This is a genomic window from Tautonia marina (assembly GCF_009177065.1).
In the GTDB taxonomy this organism is placed as follows: Bacteria; Planctomycetota; Planctomycetia; order Isosphaerales; family Isosphaeraceae; genus Tautonia; species Tautonia marina.
On the sequence record NZ_WEZF01000014.1, the window covers coordinates 24,839 to 40,556 of the forward strand.

At 65.6% G+C, this 15,718-nt stretch carries 18 protein-coding genes; 11 read left to right on the plus strand and 7 right to left on the minus strand.

The window, feature by feature from the left end; all coding sequences use genetic code 11:
- Nucleotides 1-47 precede the first annotated feature (47 nt).
- The 9 genes from GA615_RS16995 to GA615_RS17035 all read left to right on the plus strand — a co-directional run bounded on the left by GA615_RS16995 (nucleotide 48) and on the right by GA615_RS17035 (nucleotide 6,967).
- Entirely contained in the window at nucleotides 48-383 is a 336-nt protein-coding gene (locus GA615_RS16995) for a type II toxin-antitoxin system RelE/ParE family toxin (protein WP_152052649.1), read from the plus strand.
- A 4-nt stretch (nucleotides 384-387) separates the two neighbouring features.
- Nucleotides 388-708, plus strand: coding sequence for a helix-turn-helix domain-containing protein (locus GA615_RS17000; protein ID WP_152052519.1), 321 nt, complete (start codon nucleotides 388-390; stop codon nucleotides 706-708).
- A gap of 230 nt (nucleotides 709-938) precedes the next feature.
- Entirely contained in the window at nucleotides 939-1,274 is a 336-nt protein-coding gene (locus tag GA615_RS17005) for a type II toxin-antitoxin system RelE/ParE family toxin (RefSeq protein WP_152052649.1), read from the plus strand.
- A gap of 4 nt (nucleotides 1,275-1,278) precedes the next feature.
- The gene (locus GA615_RS17010) at nucleotides 1,279-1,599 is read left to right on the plus strand and encodes a helix-turn-helix domain-containing protein (protein WP_152052519.1); all 321 of its coding nucleotides are present in this window, start codon (nucleotides 1,279-1,281) and stop codon (nucleotides 1,597-1,599) included.
- A gap of 197 nt (nucleotides 1,600-1,796) precedes the next feature.
- On the plus strand, nucleotides 1,797-2,918 hold the full coding sequence (gene dnaN / locus GA615_RS17015; protein WP_152052520.1) for a DNA polymerase III subunit beta: 1,122 nt from the start codon (nucleotides 1,797-1,799) through the stop codon (nucleotides 2,916-2,918).
- 91 nt (nucleotides 2,919-3,009) lie between these two features.
- Entirely contained in the window at nucleotides 3,010-3,351 is a 342-nt protein-coding gene (locus GA615_RS17020) for a DUF721 domain-containing protein (protein WP_152052521.1), read from the plus strand.
- Nucleotides 3,352-3,456: 105 nt separating this feature from the next.
- The gene (gene gyrB, locus GA615_RS17025) at nucleotides 3,457-6,093 is read left to right on the plus strand and encodes a DNA topoisomerase (ATP-hydrolyzing) subunit B (protein WP_152052522.1); all 2,637 of its coding nucleotides are present in this window, start codon (nucleotides 3,457-3,459) and stop codon (nucleotides 6,091-6,093) included.
- Nucleotides 6,094-6,182: 89 nt separating this feature from the next.
- Nucleotides 6,183-6,713, plus strand: a complete 531-nt coding sequence (locus GA615_RS17030; protein ID WP_152052523.1) for a hypothetical protein — start codon at nucleotides 6,183-6,185, stop codon at nucleotides 6,711-6,713.
- Between the two features lie 8 nt (nucleotides 6,714-6,721).
- Nucleotides 6,722-6,967: a hypothetical protein gene (locus tag GA615_RS17035; protein WP_201750216.1), complete on the plus strand. Its 246-nt coding sequence runs from the start codon at nucleotides 6,722-6,724 to the stop codon at nucleotides 6,965-6,967.
- Nucleotides 6,968-6,998: 31 nt separating this feature from the next.
- Here the strand turns inward: GA615_RS17035 and GA615_RS17040 are convergent, their stop codons facing one another.
- The 3 genes from GA615_RS17040 to GA615_RS17050 all read right to left on the minus strand — a co-directional run bounded on the left by GA615_RS17040 (nucleotide 6,999) and on the right by GA615_RS17050 (nucleotide 9,984).
- A complete protein-coding gene (locus GA615_RS17040; protein ID WP_152052524.1) occupies nucleotides 6,999-7,949 on the minus strand; it encodes an ADP-ribosylglycohydrolase family protein in 951 nt (316 codons plus the stop codon).
- 177 nt (nucleotides 7,950-8,126) lie between these two features.
- Nucleotides 8,127-8,939, minus strand: a complete 813-nt coding sequence (locus GA615_RS17045) for an XDD4 family exosortase-dependent surface protein (RefSeq protein WP_152052525.1) — start codon at nucleotides 8,937-8,939, stop codon at nucleotides 8,127-8,129.
- A 577-nt stretch (nucleotides 8,940-9,516) separates the two neighbouring features.
- Entirely contained in the window at nucleotides 9,517-9,984 is a 468-nt protein-coding gene (locus tag GA615_RS17050) for a nucleoside deaminase (protein ID WP_152052526.1), read from the minus strand.
- 769 nt (nucleotides 9,985-10,753) lie between these two features.
- On the opposite strand from GA615_RS17050, the gene GA615_RS17055 reads away from it, so the two are divergent.
- Nucleotides 10,754-10,939, plus strand: a complete 186-nt coding sequence (locus GA615_RS17055) for a DUF1328 domain-containing protein (RefSeq protein ID WP_152052527.1) — start codon at nucleotides 10,754-10,756, stop codon at nucleotides 10,937-10,939.
- 317 nt (nucleotides 10,940-11,256) lie between these two features.
- Nucleotides 11,257-12,900: an ArnT family glycosyltransferase gene (locus GA615_RS17060; RefSeq protein WP_152052528.1), complete on the plus strand. Its 1,644-nt coding sequence runs from the start codon at nucleotides 11,257-11,259 to the stop codon at nucleotides 12,898-12,900.
- 7 nt (nucleotides 12,901-12,907) lie between these two features.
- On the opposite strand, the gene GA615_RS17065 is transcribed toward GA615_RS17060, so the two are convergent.
- From GA615_RS17065 to GA615_RS17080, 4 genes are all read right to left on the minus strand, one after another.
- Nucleotides 12,908-13,462: a Uma2 family endonuclease gene (locus tag GA615_RS17065; RefSeq protein WP_152052529.1), complete on the minus strand. Its 555-nt coding sequence runs from the start codon at nucleotides 13,460-13,462 to the stop codon at nucleotides 12,908-12,910.
- Nucleotides 13,463-13,628: 166 nt separating this feature from the next.
- On the minus strand, nucleotides 13,629-14,528 hold the full coding sequence (gene arsM, locus GA615_RS17070) for an arsenite methyltransferase (RefSeq protein ID WP_152052530.1): 900 nt from the start codon (nucleotides 14,526-14,528) through the stop codon (nucleotides 13,629-13,631).
- Between the two features lie 43 nt (nucleotides 14,529-14,571).
- Nucleotides 14,572-15,258 (minus strand): hypothetical protein, encoded by a 687-nt coding sequence (locus GA615_RS17075; protein WP_152052531.1) that lies wholly within the window; start codon nucleotides 15,256-15,258, stop codon nucleotides 14,572-14,574.
- Between the two features lie 74 nt (nucleotides 15,259-15,332).
- Nucleotides 15,333-15,704 carry an ArsR/SmtB family transcription factor gene (locus GA615_RS17080; RefSeq protein ID WP_152052532.1) on the minus strand — a complete coding sequence of 124 codons (372 nt, stop codon included), beginning with the start codon at nucleotides 15,702-15,704 and terminating at the stop codon, nucleotides 15,333-15,335.
- Nucleotides 15,705-15,718 lie beyond the last annotated feature (14 nt).

The following is a 15,718-nucleotide window of genomic DNA, read 5'->3' on the forward strand; positions in this document are numbered from 1 at the left end:
GGCGGGGTTATAATTTGCGTTATAACTCCAAACGCCTATCCATTTGGATGGGCAACTCCCTAAAAGCCATCCGGGCATTCCCTGACGGGGCTCGTAAGCTTATTGGGGACGAGTTACAATCGATCGAGTTCGGAGGGATGCCGAGGAGCGCGAAACCCTTCAAGGGAGTCGGCCCTGGCGTTTTCGAACTGGCAGTGCAGTACGATACCGATGCCTACCGCACGGTGGTTGCCGTGCAACTCGGCGAGTGCATCTATGTGCTGCACGCCTTCAAGAAAAAATCCAAAGAGGGTATCGCGACTCCGAAGTCGGACGTGGACCTGATCAAACAGCGATACGCCGAGGCGGTATCGCTGGCCCGTCGTCGCGAACAGGGATGCTAAACCGATGGAGATCGAATTCGAGGAAGGCTCGGGCAATGTCTTCGCCGACCTCGGATTCGAGGATGCCGAGGAACGGTTCGCGAGGGCGAAGCTGGGAGCGTGCGTCTTCCGGATCCTGGATGAGGCGGGGATGACCCCCGAGGCGATCGGGTCGCTGCTGAGCCTGTCGTCGGAGGAGGTCGCGCACCTCCTCGACGGCCATTTCAGCCGGTTCTCGACCGACACCCTGCTCGACTTCCTCAAACGGCTCGACCGCAAGGTCACCATCCGGATCACGCCGCACCACCCCGGCGAGCCGTACCACGACATCGCCCTTGGCCCTTGACCGGCCGTCAGCCCGCCTTGAGGCCGGTTAAGTTCTTTGGTATCATCGGGTTCTTCGGAATCCTCCCCTCGGACCGAGCGAAGGTGCCGCGGCAGCGCGGGTTGCATCAACAGGTCGGGGGTTGAGTGATTTCTCGGAGCCGAGCCGCGCGGAAGCGGCCGGGACATCGGACCCGAGGTCCAGGGCGGGGTTATAATTTGCGTTATAACTCCAAACGCCTATCCATTTGGATGGGCAACTCCCTAAAAGCCATCCGGGCATTCCCTGACGGGGCTCGTAAGCTTATTGGGGACGAGTTACAATCGATCGAGTTCGGAGGGATGCCGAGGAGCGCGAAACCCTTCAAGGGAGTCGGCCCTGGCGTTTTCGAACTGGCAGTGCAGTACGATACCGATGCCTACCGCACGGTGGTTGCCGTGCAACTCGGCGAGTGCATCTATGTGCTGCACGCCTTCAAGAAAAAATCCAAAGAGGGTATCGCGACTCCGAAGTCGGACGTGGACCTGATCAAACAGCGATACGCCGAGGCGGTATCGCTGGCCCGTCGTCGCGAACAGGGATGCTAAACCGATGGAGATCGAATTCGAGGAAGGCTCGGGCAATGTCTTCGCCGACCTCGGATTCGAGGATGCCGAGGAACGGTTCGCGAGGGCGAAGCTGGGAGCGTGCGTCTTCCGGATCCTGGATGAGGCGGGGATGACCCCCGAGGCGATCGGGTCGCTGCTGAGCCTGTCGTCGGAGGAGGTCGCGCACCTCCTCGACGGCCATTTCAGCCGGTTCTCGACCGACACCCTGCTCGACTTCCTCAAACGGCTCGACCGCAAGGTCACCATCCGGATCACGCCGCACCACCCCGGCGAGCCGTACCACGACATCGCCCTTGGCCCTTGACCGGCCGTCAGCCCGCCTTGAGGCCGGTTAAGTTCTTTGGTATCATCGGGTTCTTCGGAATCCTCCCCTCGGGCCGAGCGAAGGTGCCGCGGCAGCGCGGGTTGCATCAACAGGTCGGGGGTTGAGTGATTTCTCGGAGCCGAGCCGCGCGGAAGCGGCCGGGACATCGGACCCGAGGTCCAGGGCGGGGCGTCTCCATGAAATTGCTGTGCGACCGCGAGCAATTGCTCGCTGCGTTCGGGGCCGTCGGCGGTGTGGTGCCGGCCCGGAGTCCCAAGCCGATCCTCCAGAACCTCAAGCTCGACGCCTCGCCGAACCAGGGCTCGACCCTGATGGCGACCGACCTGGAAGTCGGCATCCGCTTGAAGGTGCTGGGGGTCAAGGTCGATCAGCCCGGCTCGGTCATCCTCCCCCTGCAAAAGATGGGGCAGATCCTCCGCGCCAGCACCGGAGACGACGAGCTGGCCCTTGAAGTCGAGGGGGAAACCCTGGTCGTCCGCGGCCACCGCTCCGAGTTCAAGCTCCCGGCCGAAGACCCGAGCCTCTTCCCCGACCCGCCCGACTTCCACGCCGAGACCGGCTACCGCATCTCCCCGGCCGACCTCCGCCGCGCCGTCCGCCGCACCAGCTTCGCCACCGACCCCGACAGCACCCGATACGCCCTCGCCGGCGTCCTGATGGAGCCGGGGCCCGAGTCGATCACCATGGTCGGTACCGACGGCCGCCGGATGGCCCGCCAGATCATCCCCTGCGAACCCGAAGGCGAGGCCGAAGTTCCGAGCCAGGCCCCGGTCATCCCGGTCAAGGCCCTCCGCCTCATCGAGCGCAACCTCGACGACGACGAGCCGGCCCGAATCGCCGTGCAGGACGGCACCGCCGTGCTCGTCCGGACCGGCCGCGCGGTCATCTACAGCCGGCTCGTCGAAGGCCGGTTCCCGAACTACAAGGCCGTCATGCCCAGCAGCTACGAGTGCCGGATCCCCTTCACCGAGGTCGATCCGTTGCTCTCGGCCGTCGAGCAGGCGGCCATCGTCACCAGCAAGGAGAGCCGAGGGGTCGACTTCCAGTTCGGCGACGGCCTGCTCAAACTCGCCAGCCAGACGGCCGACATCGGCGAGTCGCACGTCGAGCTGCCCATCACCTACGACGGCAAGGACGTGGCCATCACCTTCGACGCCACCTATCTGATCGAGGCCCTCAAGACCCTCGACCCCTCGCAGCCGATCGCCGCCGAGCTGATCGACCACAAAAGCGCCGCCGTGTTCAAGACCGAAGACCAATATACCTATGTCGTGATGCCCCTGAACCGCGACCGCTAAGCTTGGGCACTTCGGAGCCAGATCATCGGCCAGGTGGGGGCGGGCGGAGCGTGCCCCATCCGCTTGCCAAATGCGGGGTTGAGACGTTACAATGAAAAAGCGTACACATCGAGAACGCCCCCAGGGGGGCGGAGGTCCGACCCCCCTGGCCGAGACGCTCGGCTCGCTGTTCGCCGCTCGAGGATACGCCCGAACCCGAGCCCTCAGCGAGCTGGAAGCCGCCTGGGAATCGGCCGTCGGGGCCGACCTGGTCGCCCGAACCCGCCTCGGTGGCGTCCGCCACGGGGTCCTGAGCGTCACGGTCGCTCACCCGACGCTCCTGGAGGAACTCTCCGCGTTCCGCAAGCCGTCCATCCTCGCCACCTTGCGGCGCGAGGCCCCCGGCACCCCGGTCCTCGATATCCGCTTCCGGGTCGGTCCCGTCGAATCGTGATCGTAACCGTGACCGCTCGCTGGTCGATCGACGACGCTCCCGAACCGACCCGAACCCCGCCTTGCACGTTGCTTGCTTGCTCTTCAGCCTTTTTGAGGTTTGGTGATGGCCCTCAACTCCGACGGCTCGATCGAGACTCCCGAGGCCCCGACCACTCCCCCGGGGCCTGGCGGCGACGGCTCCCAGGCACTCGGCTACACCGAGGAGAATATCCGGGTCCTCGAAGGGATCGAGGCCATCCGCAAGCGCCCCGGCATGTACATTGGTGACACCACCACCCGGGGGCTCCACCACCTGATCTACGAGGTTGTCGACAACTCGATCGACGAGGCGATGGCCGGCCACTGTCGCGCCATCGACGTGACCATCCACGCCGACGGCTCGGCCTCGATCGCCGACGACGGCCGAGGCATCCCGGTCAAGGACCACCCGAACTACCCCGGCGTCAGCACGCTCGAAATCGTCCTGACCAAGCCCCACGCCGGCGGCAAGTTCGACCACGCCACCTACAAGGTCTCCGGCGGCCTGCACGGCGTCGGCATCACCGTCGTCAACGCCTTGAGCGAGCACCTCGAAGCCGAGGTCCACCGCGACGGCAAGGTCTGGCGGCACGAGTACAACCGCGGCGAGGCCCAGGGGCCCATCCGATCGACCGGCGCCACCAAGCGCACCGGCACCCGCATCCAGTTCCTGCCCGATGCCGAGATCTTCCCCGACATCGAGTTCGACTACGACACCCTCGAGAAACGCTTCCGGGAACTCTCGTTCCTCAACCCCGGCGTCCGCATCCGCCTGATCGACGAACGCGGTGACGAGCCAAAGCAGGACGAGTTCTACAGCGAAGGCGGCCTCGCCGAGTTCGTCTCCCACCTCAACCGCGCCCAGAACCCCCTGCACGAGCCGGCCGTCCTCACCGGCCGCGACGACGAGCGCGCCGTCGAGGTCGAGGTCGCGCTCCAGTACAACGACAGCTTCTCCGAGACTGTCGTCACCTACTGCAACAACATCCACACGATCGAGGGCGGCACCCACCTGACCGGCTTCCGCGCCGCGTTGACCCGGACGATGAACTCGTACCTGAAGGCCAACGCCCCCGCCAGCCAGAAGGGCCGCAAGGACCTGACCATCTCCGGCGACGACTTCCGCGAGGGGCTCACCGCCGTCGTCTCCGTCCGCGTGCCCGACCCCCAGTTCGAAGGGCAGACCAAGACGAAGCTCGGCAACGGCGAGGTCGAGGGGATCGTCGCCAAGGCCGTCAACGACTCCCTCTCGGCCTACCTCGAACAGAACCCGGGAGCCGCCAAGAAGCTCGTCGCCAAGGCCGTCCTTGCCGCCGAGGCCCGCGAGGCCACCCGCAAGGCCCGCGAGCTGGTCCGCAACCGCAAAGGCGTGCTCACCGGCGGCGGCCTGCCCGGCAAGCTGATGGACTGCACCAGCCACGACCGCGACCACTCCGAGCTGTTCCTCGTCGAGGGCGACTCCGCCGGCGGCACCGCCGAAGGGGGCCGCGACCGCCAGTTCCAGGCCATCCTCCCGCTCCGCGGCAAGATCCTCAACGTCGAGCGCGCCCGGCTCGACAAGGTCCTCGGCAACGAGGAGGTCCGCAACATCATCACGGCCGTCGGCGGCGGCATCGGCGAGGAAGAAGCGACCGGCAAGCGCCGCTACGGCAAGATCGTCATGATGTCCGACGCCGACGTCGACGGCTCGCACATCCGCACCCTGCTCATGACCTTCTTCTACCGCCAGATGCCCCGCCTGGTGGCCGAAGGTCACCTGTATGTCGCCCAGCCGCCGCTTTATTTGATCACCTCTCGAAAAGAGCGCCGCTACGTGCAGACCGAGGCCGAGATGCACGCCATCCTCATGGGCAACGGCCTGCACGACGCCACCCTCCGCCGCGTCGGTCCCGGCTCCGACGCCGCCCCGTTGACCGCCGACGGCGACAAGCTCCGCGCGCTGGTCGAGATCGCCGCCGGCCTCGATAACGCCCTGCGAGCCTTCGGCCGCCGCAACCTTCCCATCGGCGAGTTCCTCAACCGCGCCCACCCCGAAACCGGCCTGCTCCCCCTCTTCCTCGTCCGGCAGCTCGAACAGGACGACATCTACCTTTCCTCGGCCGAGGAGCTGGAACGCTTCACCCGAGAACACGCCCCCGAATCCCTCGACGCCGCCCCCGTCGTCGACACCGACATTCCCTCCGCCGACGCCGATACGGACGCCGACACCGAGATCGACGCGGCCGAAGCTCCTGAAGCATCGCCCGAAGCCGACGCCGGCGCCACCCCGGCTCCCGTCGATCAGGTCCCGTTCCGGATCATCGAGCTGAGCGAGGTCCGCTCCCTGAACAAGTGGATCGCCCGGCTCCGCGACGAGTTCGCGCTGGGGACTGACGTCCTCCTGCCCGTCGAGGTCACCGGCGACGAGCCCCCCCCGCGCTTCATCCTCGACCGCGAGGGGGACGAGCACCCGCTTCTCGACCTCCGGGAACTTGTCCCCACCGTCCGGAAGCTGGGCGAGCGCGGCCTGAAGATCACCCGCTTCAAGGGCCTCGGCGAGATGGACGCCGAACAGCTCTGGGAAACCACCATGGACCCGAGCCGCCGCACCCTGCTTCAGGTCCGCCTCGACGACGCCGCCGCCGCCAACGACCTGTTCACCACCCTCATGGGCGACGACGTCGAACCCCGCCGCGAGTTCATCGAAAAGCACGCGCTTGAGGTCAAGAACCTCGACGTGTGACCGGCAGACGGCCCCGGTCATTTCCCCCTGGGGCCGATCCGATCGTCACGGCTTGCCCTCCAATCGGATGGAACCAGGAGAGTCGAAGCATGCGTGTTTATCGATTTCGACTCAGCGGCTTGATGCTCATCGTCGCGGTGGTGGCCCTGAACCTGGCCATTGGCATGGCCCTTTTCTCCCGCGATATATCCCTCCTGTTTCGGATCGCTCTGATCGGGATTGCGCTGCAAGTCGGGCTCGTCGCGTGGGTCCGGGGCCGAAACCGTCCCTTCTGGGCGGGGTTTATGGCGTTCGGCCTGCTGAGCGCCCTCTCCTGCGCCCTGGCCTTCGGCCCCCGGTTCGAGATCGTCACCGATGCGACGGGGTCTCGGCCCGTCGAAGTCGCCCCCGCCTCGGCGATGTGGCAGGCGTGGGAGGGCTATGATCGGCTCTGGGTTTCGCGGCTCGAACCCGTCGTGTTCCCTTACCTTCAGCTTCCGGAGCCTCCGTTGCCGATCGTGATCGCCTGGGTGACGACGATCATCCTGGCCTCGGCCGTCCCTCATGCGTTGATCGCGATCGCAGGCGGCCTGATCACCCGCGCCTCTGCCCGACGATTCCGGTCGAGGGTCGGTTCGTAAGTCGTGTCTTGAAACGGAAATGGCGTCCGCCCCTCGCCCTGCCGGCCGTCGGGCTGTTTGTTGCCGGGGCGGGCTTCGCCTACGACCTCGCCTTCGCGGGGATCCCGTACCCGGATCCGACCCCGGAGATGGCGGCCCGATACCGCTTCCATTCCCGCATCGCCTCGGCGGCCGAATGGTCCGGCGCGGCGGTTGTCCTGGTCGGTATGCTGTCCCTCGCGTTGCGGGCGGCCTGGCGGCGGGTGTCCCCCTGATCGCCCTTCTCGGGCGATCCGAGAGGCTCGATCACCCCTCCCACCGTTGCTGCAACCGCTCCAAGAGCGGCTCGTACAGCTCCTTCCCCCGCAGCGCCTGCCGCCAGCGATCGGGAATCGCGTCGATCCCGTCTCTCAACCCTGCCAGTCCTCCGGCCACGCACGCCGTGGTATCGGTATCATGGCCAAGAGCAATGGCGGATTTGACCACGCCTTCATACGAGGGTTCTTCCATCGCCAGGCGGCTCGACCGCAGGCAATCGACCACATAGCCGGTCCCCTTGCCCGAGGGGGGCTCGTCGGGCCGGATCGCCCCTTCGAGTTCGAGCATCAAGATCGACTCATAATCGCAAAGCGTTCGCATGGTCCGCACCGCCTCGCGCCACGGGTCGGCCGCGCCGTCGAGGATCCGACGTGCCCAGAGGCAGTACAGGGCGCAACTCGCCTGCGACCGCGCATGCCCGTGCGTCAGCTTCGACTGCAAGCAGGCCAGGTCGATCAGTTCCACATCCGTCCCTTGATGCCAGAGCGCCAGCGGCAAGACGCGCATCAACGACCCGTTGCCGTTGTCCCGCTCGCCATGCGGCCCGGCCATCGCCGCCGGAATCCCCTCGCGAAGGTTCTGCAAGGCCCGGCTCGTGGTGATCCCGATGTCAAACACCTTACCGCCCACGGCCATGAAGCCGTGTTCATACCAATCGAGCAGCTTGCGTCCAAGATCCTCCAGGTCCAGCTGCCCGCAGTCGAGCAACGACGCCAGCAAACAGAGCGCCTGCGCCCCGTCGTCCGACCACGTTCCCGGCGGCACCCCCGCATGAGCCCTCCGGAACCCCTCCGGCGGCTCCATCTCGATCGCCTCAACCGGCGGTAAATCGCCCGGCGCGTGGAACTCGTACGGCACGCCCAGCGCGTCACCCACCAGGAGGCCGATCAATCCCCCTTCCAACCGATCGAGCAACCCTGGTGGCGTTTCGGCTTCCATGAATCAGTCCTGGTCCGATCGATCCCTGGTTTCCCAATGACACACCCCCTGGCGAGCTTACCCGATCCGCTCACGTCGGGAAACGACGATGCCCTACCACCAGCATGCTGGAAGGCAGGGCATCGAGGGGCATGGGTGTCGCGTTTCCGATGGGATCAAGGCGGGCAGAATCAGCCGTCAGGCTGCGGCGTTCAACGATCGGTGGCGCTGGATGACCCGAACCAGACCAATCGTTGCCACGCAGCCCAGGGCCATCACCAGGGTCGACGGCTCGGGGACTGCGTTCACCCCCTCCGAGCCCTCCTCATCGCTGTCTGGTGGTGTCTGCAGGGTTCCGTAGAAGCTCGGCTCAGAGAGCGATGTCCCGTACTGGAATTTCACGCTCTGGATGTGGGAGAGACTGAACCCACTGCCTACCGTGATGGCAAACGTCAGGGTGTCTCGAACCAGCGGGGTCGAATCGACCGCATTATTGCCGTCGCCAGGGTTGTATCCGGCATTGATGAGACCGAAGTTAAACCCTCCCGTGCCCTCTCCCGTGTTGACGATGTTGCCGTTGAAGATCCCGAACCCCGCGGTTCCGAGACCCTCGGACGGCTTGAGCTGCCAGCCCCCCAACGTCCCGGTGTAGTCCTTCTTCGAGCCGTCGACCGCCAGGTTCGGGTTGGCCGGCCCCGAGTAGTTGACCAGCTCCGAGGCATACGCCGTCAGCAGGTTGAAAGGGTTCGGCGTCGGATTGATGTCGACCAGCAGCGCCGTCAAGACACTGCTCGGCACGGTCTGGTTTGCCCCATACGTCTGGAGCGAAGTGTTTTTCAGAACAATCGAGAGCGTTGAATCGCTCAGCGAAAACTCGGCCGAGGCGGCCAGGGCATGATTCGCCGAGGAGTTCGTGCCCGAGCCCAGGTACAGGCCCGCCTGACACGGCTCAGAGGCGACCGTGAGTATCACCAGGGCACCCCACAGAGCGCCTTGTCCGCGCAAAACCATCGAAGAGACTCCCCAGTCTTGGAGCCGTCACCGTGCGTCATCGCAAATGGTCGCCGTCGTGGCGATCTCGCGCTCGTTCCCGTCAACTCGAAGGGGTCTGAGAACCGCCGGACGACGCAAGCCCTCGCGCCGATCCGACGAAGTCCCGCCTTCAAGCCACGGAACTCCGCTCAATGCAACCGCAACCGTGCTTGATCTCAAACACCCCAGAACTCACTGAGTTCTTGCAAGGGTGCATTTCTCTCGCCCGCCATTCTTTCGTTCCCACCCGGTGGGTTCAAGAGCCCCCTTCCGAATGTTCACGAAACGTTGTCAGGACGCAACATTCCTGTCTCCTCCTTGCATCATCCCGCGCACCAAAGCAGCCCGGCCCGATCCTCTCTCTCATGAGTCCGAACCGGGCCGGGCGGGTTGAGCAGGAATTGCCCGCGCTCCATCGAGACCGTTTTCATTCCGACCATCGAGCGCGGTTGGTTGTGTTGTGTGCAACTGGACCGTTTAGAGCTGGCGCCGGCTCGATCATCGTCCGAGTCGAGGGCGAAAAGCCGGTCGGGGTCTGAGTTCAACACTCGTCTGATCAGTACGCGCGGCCTCGGGCGGCCTTCCAGGTGTCGAAGAGGGCGCGGCACTCGTCGCGGAGGGGGCCGGGCTCGACGAGGATCGGGCTGCCTCCCTGGCGGGCGAGGGAGGCGGCCGGAACGCTCAGTTCGGAAAAACCGGCGGCATCGGCATCGGCAATCGAGGCGCCAAAGATCACCCGATCGACCCGGGCCCAGTGCGAGGCAGCCAGGCACATCGGGCAGGGCTCGCAGGTCGTGTACAGGGTCGATCCGGTGAGGTCAATTCGTTCGAGGCTCCGGCAGGCGATCCGGATGGCGTTCACCTCGGCATGAGCGGTCGGGTCGGTGTCTTGCCAGACCGTGTTGTGCGCCTCGGCAACAATCTGACCCTCCCGCACGATCACCGAGCCGAAGGGCGACTGCCCGTTTGCGATTCCCTTGCGGCAGATCTCCACCGCCCGGCGCATGAACGCCTCGTGATCCATCGTCCCAGGTCCCTTCTGACGTCCGCCAGACGCCCCAGAGCCGCTCTTCGCGGGCCAACCCCGCCAACCACCGGACCGCGATCGAGGATCACCATACCGGATGGCTCCCTCCTCGGTCCAGAAGACCGGCACGCTGACCCTCCACTCGGTCTTCCGCGAGGAGCGTTCGTCGACTCGACTGCTCCCCATCCTGCATCTTGGCAACTTACGCCATTGCTCCTTGTGTTCCGCTTCCTTTCGTTTCTTTTCGTTCTGAGAACGTAAATGAACGGTAGAAAATCATCGTCTTCTTCGGAGAGAGGCCTCCGACGTGTTGACGGTCGCAACCTCAATACGCGAACTCGTTCTTCTGAAAGGAGTTAGGAAACACCGTCCAGAAAACTTCCCAGGGGAAAACCCGTTAACCTTTCTGTCGCGCCCTCCGGCATGGTCCGGGGTTCTCGTGGGTCCGACCACGGAGCGCGAATCCCCTGGTGTTCACCCTCCGGGCGCCATCCGCGAAGGCGCGACGCGCCATCAACGGGTTTTCCCCTGGTCGGTGTTGACGGCGGATCGGGACACCTGATCACCTGGACCAGGAGAAGCGGGTTCGGAATTTCCCACGCTTGGCATTCTCTTTGCATCCAGATCAAGGGTGAGTTTGGTCCTGCTGGTCGCCATTCGACCGGCTGTGATCACGGCCGGCGTGATCCCCCCCGTCGAAGCCACCGGCAGCGACCCCATCGGGAGACGCTCCCAATCCCTTCACTCAAGCGTTGAGGAACGAATCATGAGTTTGCTCTGGTGGGCCTTGATTGCTGCGGTCGTCGCGATCATTTCCGGTGCCCTCGGTTTCACGGGAGTGGCATCGGGTGCGGCGACCATCGCCCGGGTCCTGTTCGGGATCTTCCTGATTCTGGCCCTGATCCTGCTGCTCATGGCACTGCTCGCCGGGGCCGCCGTGGCCGCGGTCTAGCAGGCGCGAAACGGGGTCTGGTGACAGGTCCACGCACGGGGCCGCTGGTGCAAGCTCGCCCGGCAATCGCCCCTGGTTCCGACCTGTCACGACTCCGATCGCCTCCCCTTGGTTTCGCCGGAATCACCGCCTGGAGCACGCGAGGAGCAACTCTCTCGCAATCCTTCGCGCCTTACGCCCAATTTGGTGCGTAAGCGGCGTAATGGGCGCTTCTTCCTCCTCGCCTTCCTGGGATCGCCGTGGTGGCGTATGATCCCGAGCGGAATGGCCTCGGGCTTCGAATCGTTTCAGGCTCGACTGTGTGGGAGGTTGCGGGCATGATGCCATCAATCCGATCGGGCCGGGCTGACCGATGGGTCGGGTTGCTCGGGCTCCTGGCCGTGCTTGTGCTGGGAGTGGGGCTCGGCGGGGCTCGCCGCTTGACCTACCACGAGGCGATTGTGGCTCAGGGAGCGCGCGAGCTGCTCGCGTCTGACACGGCGGCCGACTGGCTGGTGCCGACCCTCGGCGGTCTTCCCTGGCTGGAAAAACCCCCCCTGGCCCACTGGTTGGTGGCCCTGTGTTCGGGGGTGGCGGGGGGAGTGAGCGAGACGTCGAGCCGAGTTCCTTCGGCCCTGGCCGCTGCGAGCCTCGCCGGAGTGGTTGCCTGGCTCGCGGCTCGGCGATTCGGGGGGACCGTCGGCCTCCTCGCCGGAGGCGTTCAGTTGACCACCGCCTGGTCGATTCAGCGCGGGCGCCTGGCCGATGCCGACATGCTGCTGGCCTTGCTCGTGGCTGCCACCCTGGCCGTCGCCGACCGATTGAGGACCGCGACCGACCCTCGATCCGCGCGAGCCTGGCAATGGGCGTTCTTCGCCCTGCTCGGTGGCACGAGTCTGGTCAAGGGAATTGGCTTTGGCGCGGTCCTGGCGATGGCGTCGATTGGGGCTCTGGTCCTCTGGGACCGCGACCGCCGCACCTTGCTCCGCTTTTGCTGGCCGACCGGCTGGTGCCTGGCTGCCTTGCTCGCGCTGGCCTGGCCGCTGGCGATTGTCGGCCGATACCCCGAGGCCGTGCCCCTCTGGCTTGGGCACGTGACCGACCGCCTCGCCGCCGAGCCTCGCCGGTTCGCCGGGCAGCCGATCGGGGCGTTCTTGCTGACACCGATTCTTCAGACCTTACCGTGGACCCCCTTTGCCCTGGTCGGCGCCTGGCACTCCCTCTGCCGCTCCCGCCGAGAGCCCGGCGGCGCCGACCGCCTGCTCTGGGCCTGGGCCGTCGTGCCGACGCTCTTACTCTCGATGGCCTCGGTTCGCAACGGCCACTACCTGATTCACGCCCTGCCCCCCTGGTCCATCTGGGCGGCGCTCGGGCTCGTTCGCCTCGGCGATCGCCTCCAGACGCGCCGAGGGTGGGCGCCCGATCGGCTCCGCCGCGCCACCGTTTCGCTGTTCGGCGCAATCGGCGTGACCGTGACAATCCTTCACATGCTCATCCTCCCCCGAGTCGATCACCGGGGGCGCGAGTGGTTCTGGTATGCCGAGGCCGCCCGCCAGGCTCCCCCCGATGAACCGCTCGTCTTGCTCTACGACTGGGACGGCCCCGACCCCTGGGACCGCCTCCCCTACCCGACTCCCTTCGGCCCGGTCCCGCCCGATCTGGCCGTCCGGCTTTTTTATCTCGACCGCCCCGCGCGCTGGCTTTCCGGACCCGACCGCCTCGCCGCCCACCCGCCAGGCTCCGGTCCCTTCACCGTCGTTGCCCGAGATCGCGACCTGCCTGCACTTCATTCCCTCGGGCCGGTCACCGAGCTGGACCGAGGCCCTTCTCACCGTTGGGATCGCTCCTACGCGCTGTTCCGCGTCTCCCCGGCACCGTCGTCTCATGACCGGCTCGCGGTGGGCGATCGGCCGTCCTCCGGGGCTGATCGCTCCGAGATCGAGCGAAACGAATCGAGAGTTTCGAGTGTTGATGTGTTATGACGATGTTTCAATCGAAGAAGCAGCGCACCGCGACGCGGAAGTCGCCCAGCAGGTCGGGAAGGGTCAGTTCATCGTCATCCTGCAACATTTGCGGGGCGTGATCGACTCGGTAAACCTGGGCCGAGCGCGCCTCGGGGTCGAGCACGAGGACGGCCACCACGCCGGCGTTGAGGTATTCCGTGACCTTCGCCAGCACGTCCGGCCAGCGATCGCCCGGCGAACGAACCTCGACGATCAGTTCGGGAACCTCTGGTCCATACGACTGCGGCAGCGGTCCCTTCGGTAAACGCTGATAACTGTAAAAGGCAATGTCGGCGCCGCGAACCGTGTCGGGATTGCGCTCGGTGATCACGCCGGAGTCATTACTCAGGACGTGGCCCAGGTCGTGCGCATCGACGTGATGGCGGATCAAGAAGTACGCCTGTCCACAGACTTGCCCATGACGTCGATTCGGTGGCGGCATGCGAACGACTCTCCCCCGGACCAACTCCTCGGGAAACCCGGGATCGGGCCTGTTGCCGAACTGCTCGGCAGTGATCAGTGATGCGACGGCGGTGGCCATCGGGGTCCTCCTGTCCGTGTCCTCGGGGTGAACTCCGCCTGTGTGATTGTCACCGGAACCCGGTCCCAATTTCCAGAGCCGGGAAAGGGCTTCCAGTTCCGGCGCAGGAGGCGGCCACGGTTCGGAACCGTTCCGAAGCGTTTCGAACGGAGCAACATCAACACAATCACTGAGGCTTTAACGCGAAGACTCGGACGCTGGCGGCGTAGTCGTTCACGTTGTACCGACGGAGCAGTTCGGCCAGGCGATCGTGAAAGGCCGCGTCGTCTGGAGCCACGGCGGGGGTGGGGGAACAGCACCCGGTCTCGGCGATTGGCAAGGCGCCGGAGGTAGGCGACGCCGGGGCCGGTGGTGAGCAGCAGGCGGCCTGGTTCTCGACCTTCGCGTAGGCGTTCAGGTCGGCCCCGGTGTCCACCACCTCGACGGCCGAGAACCCGGCGTCGAGCAACAACTGCCGATATTCAGGAATCAGCACGGCCCCGGCAATGCAGCCGACGTAGGCCATCAGGTCGTTGCCGAGTTCCTCCGGAAGATCCTGCTTCAGGGCGATATCGCTCACGGCCAGCCGACCACCCGGCTTCAACACGCGGACGATCTCGCGGAAGACGGCCGACTTGTCCGGAGCGAGGTTGATCACGCAATTGCTGATGACACAATCGACCGATGCGTCGGGCAAGGGCAAGGCGTCGATCGAGGCCAGGTGAAACGCAACGTTCGTCGCGCCGGCCTTCGCCGCGTTTTGCTCGGCCAGGGCGATCATCTCGGGGGTCATGTCGATGCCGATTGCCTTGCCCGACGGCCCCACCTTCTTCGCGGCGAGCAAGACGTCGAGCCCCCCTCCCGAGCCGAGGTCGACCACCACCTCCCCCTCGCGCAGGTTCGCCGTCGCCGTCGGGTTGCCGCACGAAAGGCCCATGTTCGCCTCGCTCGGGATCGAGGCCAGCTCCTCCGTCGAGTAGCCGAACGCCTCGGCCACCGCGCGCACCCCTTGCTGATCGCTCGACAGGCCAAAGCCCGCGACCGATCCATACTTCGCCTTCACGGCCTGGGTGATGGATTCCGACATGATTGTTCCTTTCAGAAATGAAGGTAATGGTCCACTGATCTCTTTAGAGAACTCGGGTCAAGGCGTGAAGCATCCATCGGGCCAGTTCGTCGCGACGCTCGGCGTAACGAAGCGATTCGACGGGAGAACCGTCCGCCTCTTTCGGATCGGCAAAGGGAATGGACACGCGGAGCGCAGCCCCCGGCACGACGGGGCACTCGTCGGCGGCCTCGTCGCAGACCATCAGGGCGGCAAACCCAGATCGAGGATTGCTGGCGTCATCATAACGCTTCGAGAACTCGATCGCCTCCGTTTCCGGGTTGCCCGGCACGGTTCCCCAGCGGACCCGGTAGACCGGATTCGGCAGACCGGAACGACCCGACGGAGCCTGCTCGCCGGTCGGCTCGATGACCACGCCGATCGCCTCCAGCGCGGCGATGGTCCGGGGGTTGAAGGCACTCGGCTCGGTCCCACCGCTGAACATCCGGATGTCGGGCAGACCAACAGACGCGGTGGCAATGTTCCCCATCGTCGCGCCGAGGATGCTCCGCCGACTGTTCCCGGTGCAAACCACGATCACCGGCGAGTCCTTGCCCGCCTCGCGATTCCTCGCAATCCAGCCGCCCAGAGCCTCGGCCATTTCCCGATGAGCGATCGGCGTCACCCCCCGGGCACGACCCTCGCCCAGTTGATCAAGATGCGCGGCAACCGCGGGAAGCAAGAGCGATCGGCGGTTGGGCTTCACGGTCATGATCGCTTCCGATGCTGGCCGGGTGTCTGAACCCTTGATTCGTGAAACCGAATATAGAAACGCAAAAAAATGATTCACTTACTGCAACAGGCGATGAGCCGATCGAGCCTCCTGCGATCTTCGCGCAGCAGCTCGATCGGGCCGAGGCACGAGCCGACACTCTCGATCAACGTCCGGTGCAGGCCCGATCTCGGCTTGGCCAGGCGGTAATGGACCCAGAGCCCTTCCTTACGACCGACCACCAGGCCGAGCTTGCGGAGGGCGGCCAGGTGTCTCGAAACGGTCGGTTGCGGTAAGCCGAGCGCCTCGTGCAGGTGGCAGACGCAGACCTCGCGATCGCCGACGAGTAGGTTCAAGAGCCGCAGTCGCACCGGATCGGCAAACGCCTTGAACAGCGCGGTCGATTCGGCCAGGGTCGGCGAGGTGTCGGCGGCCGTGGGGTTCATCGGTCGGTCAGGTT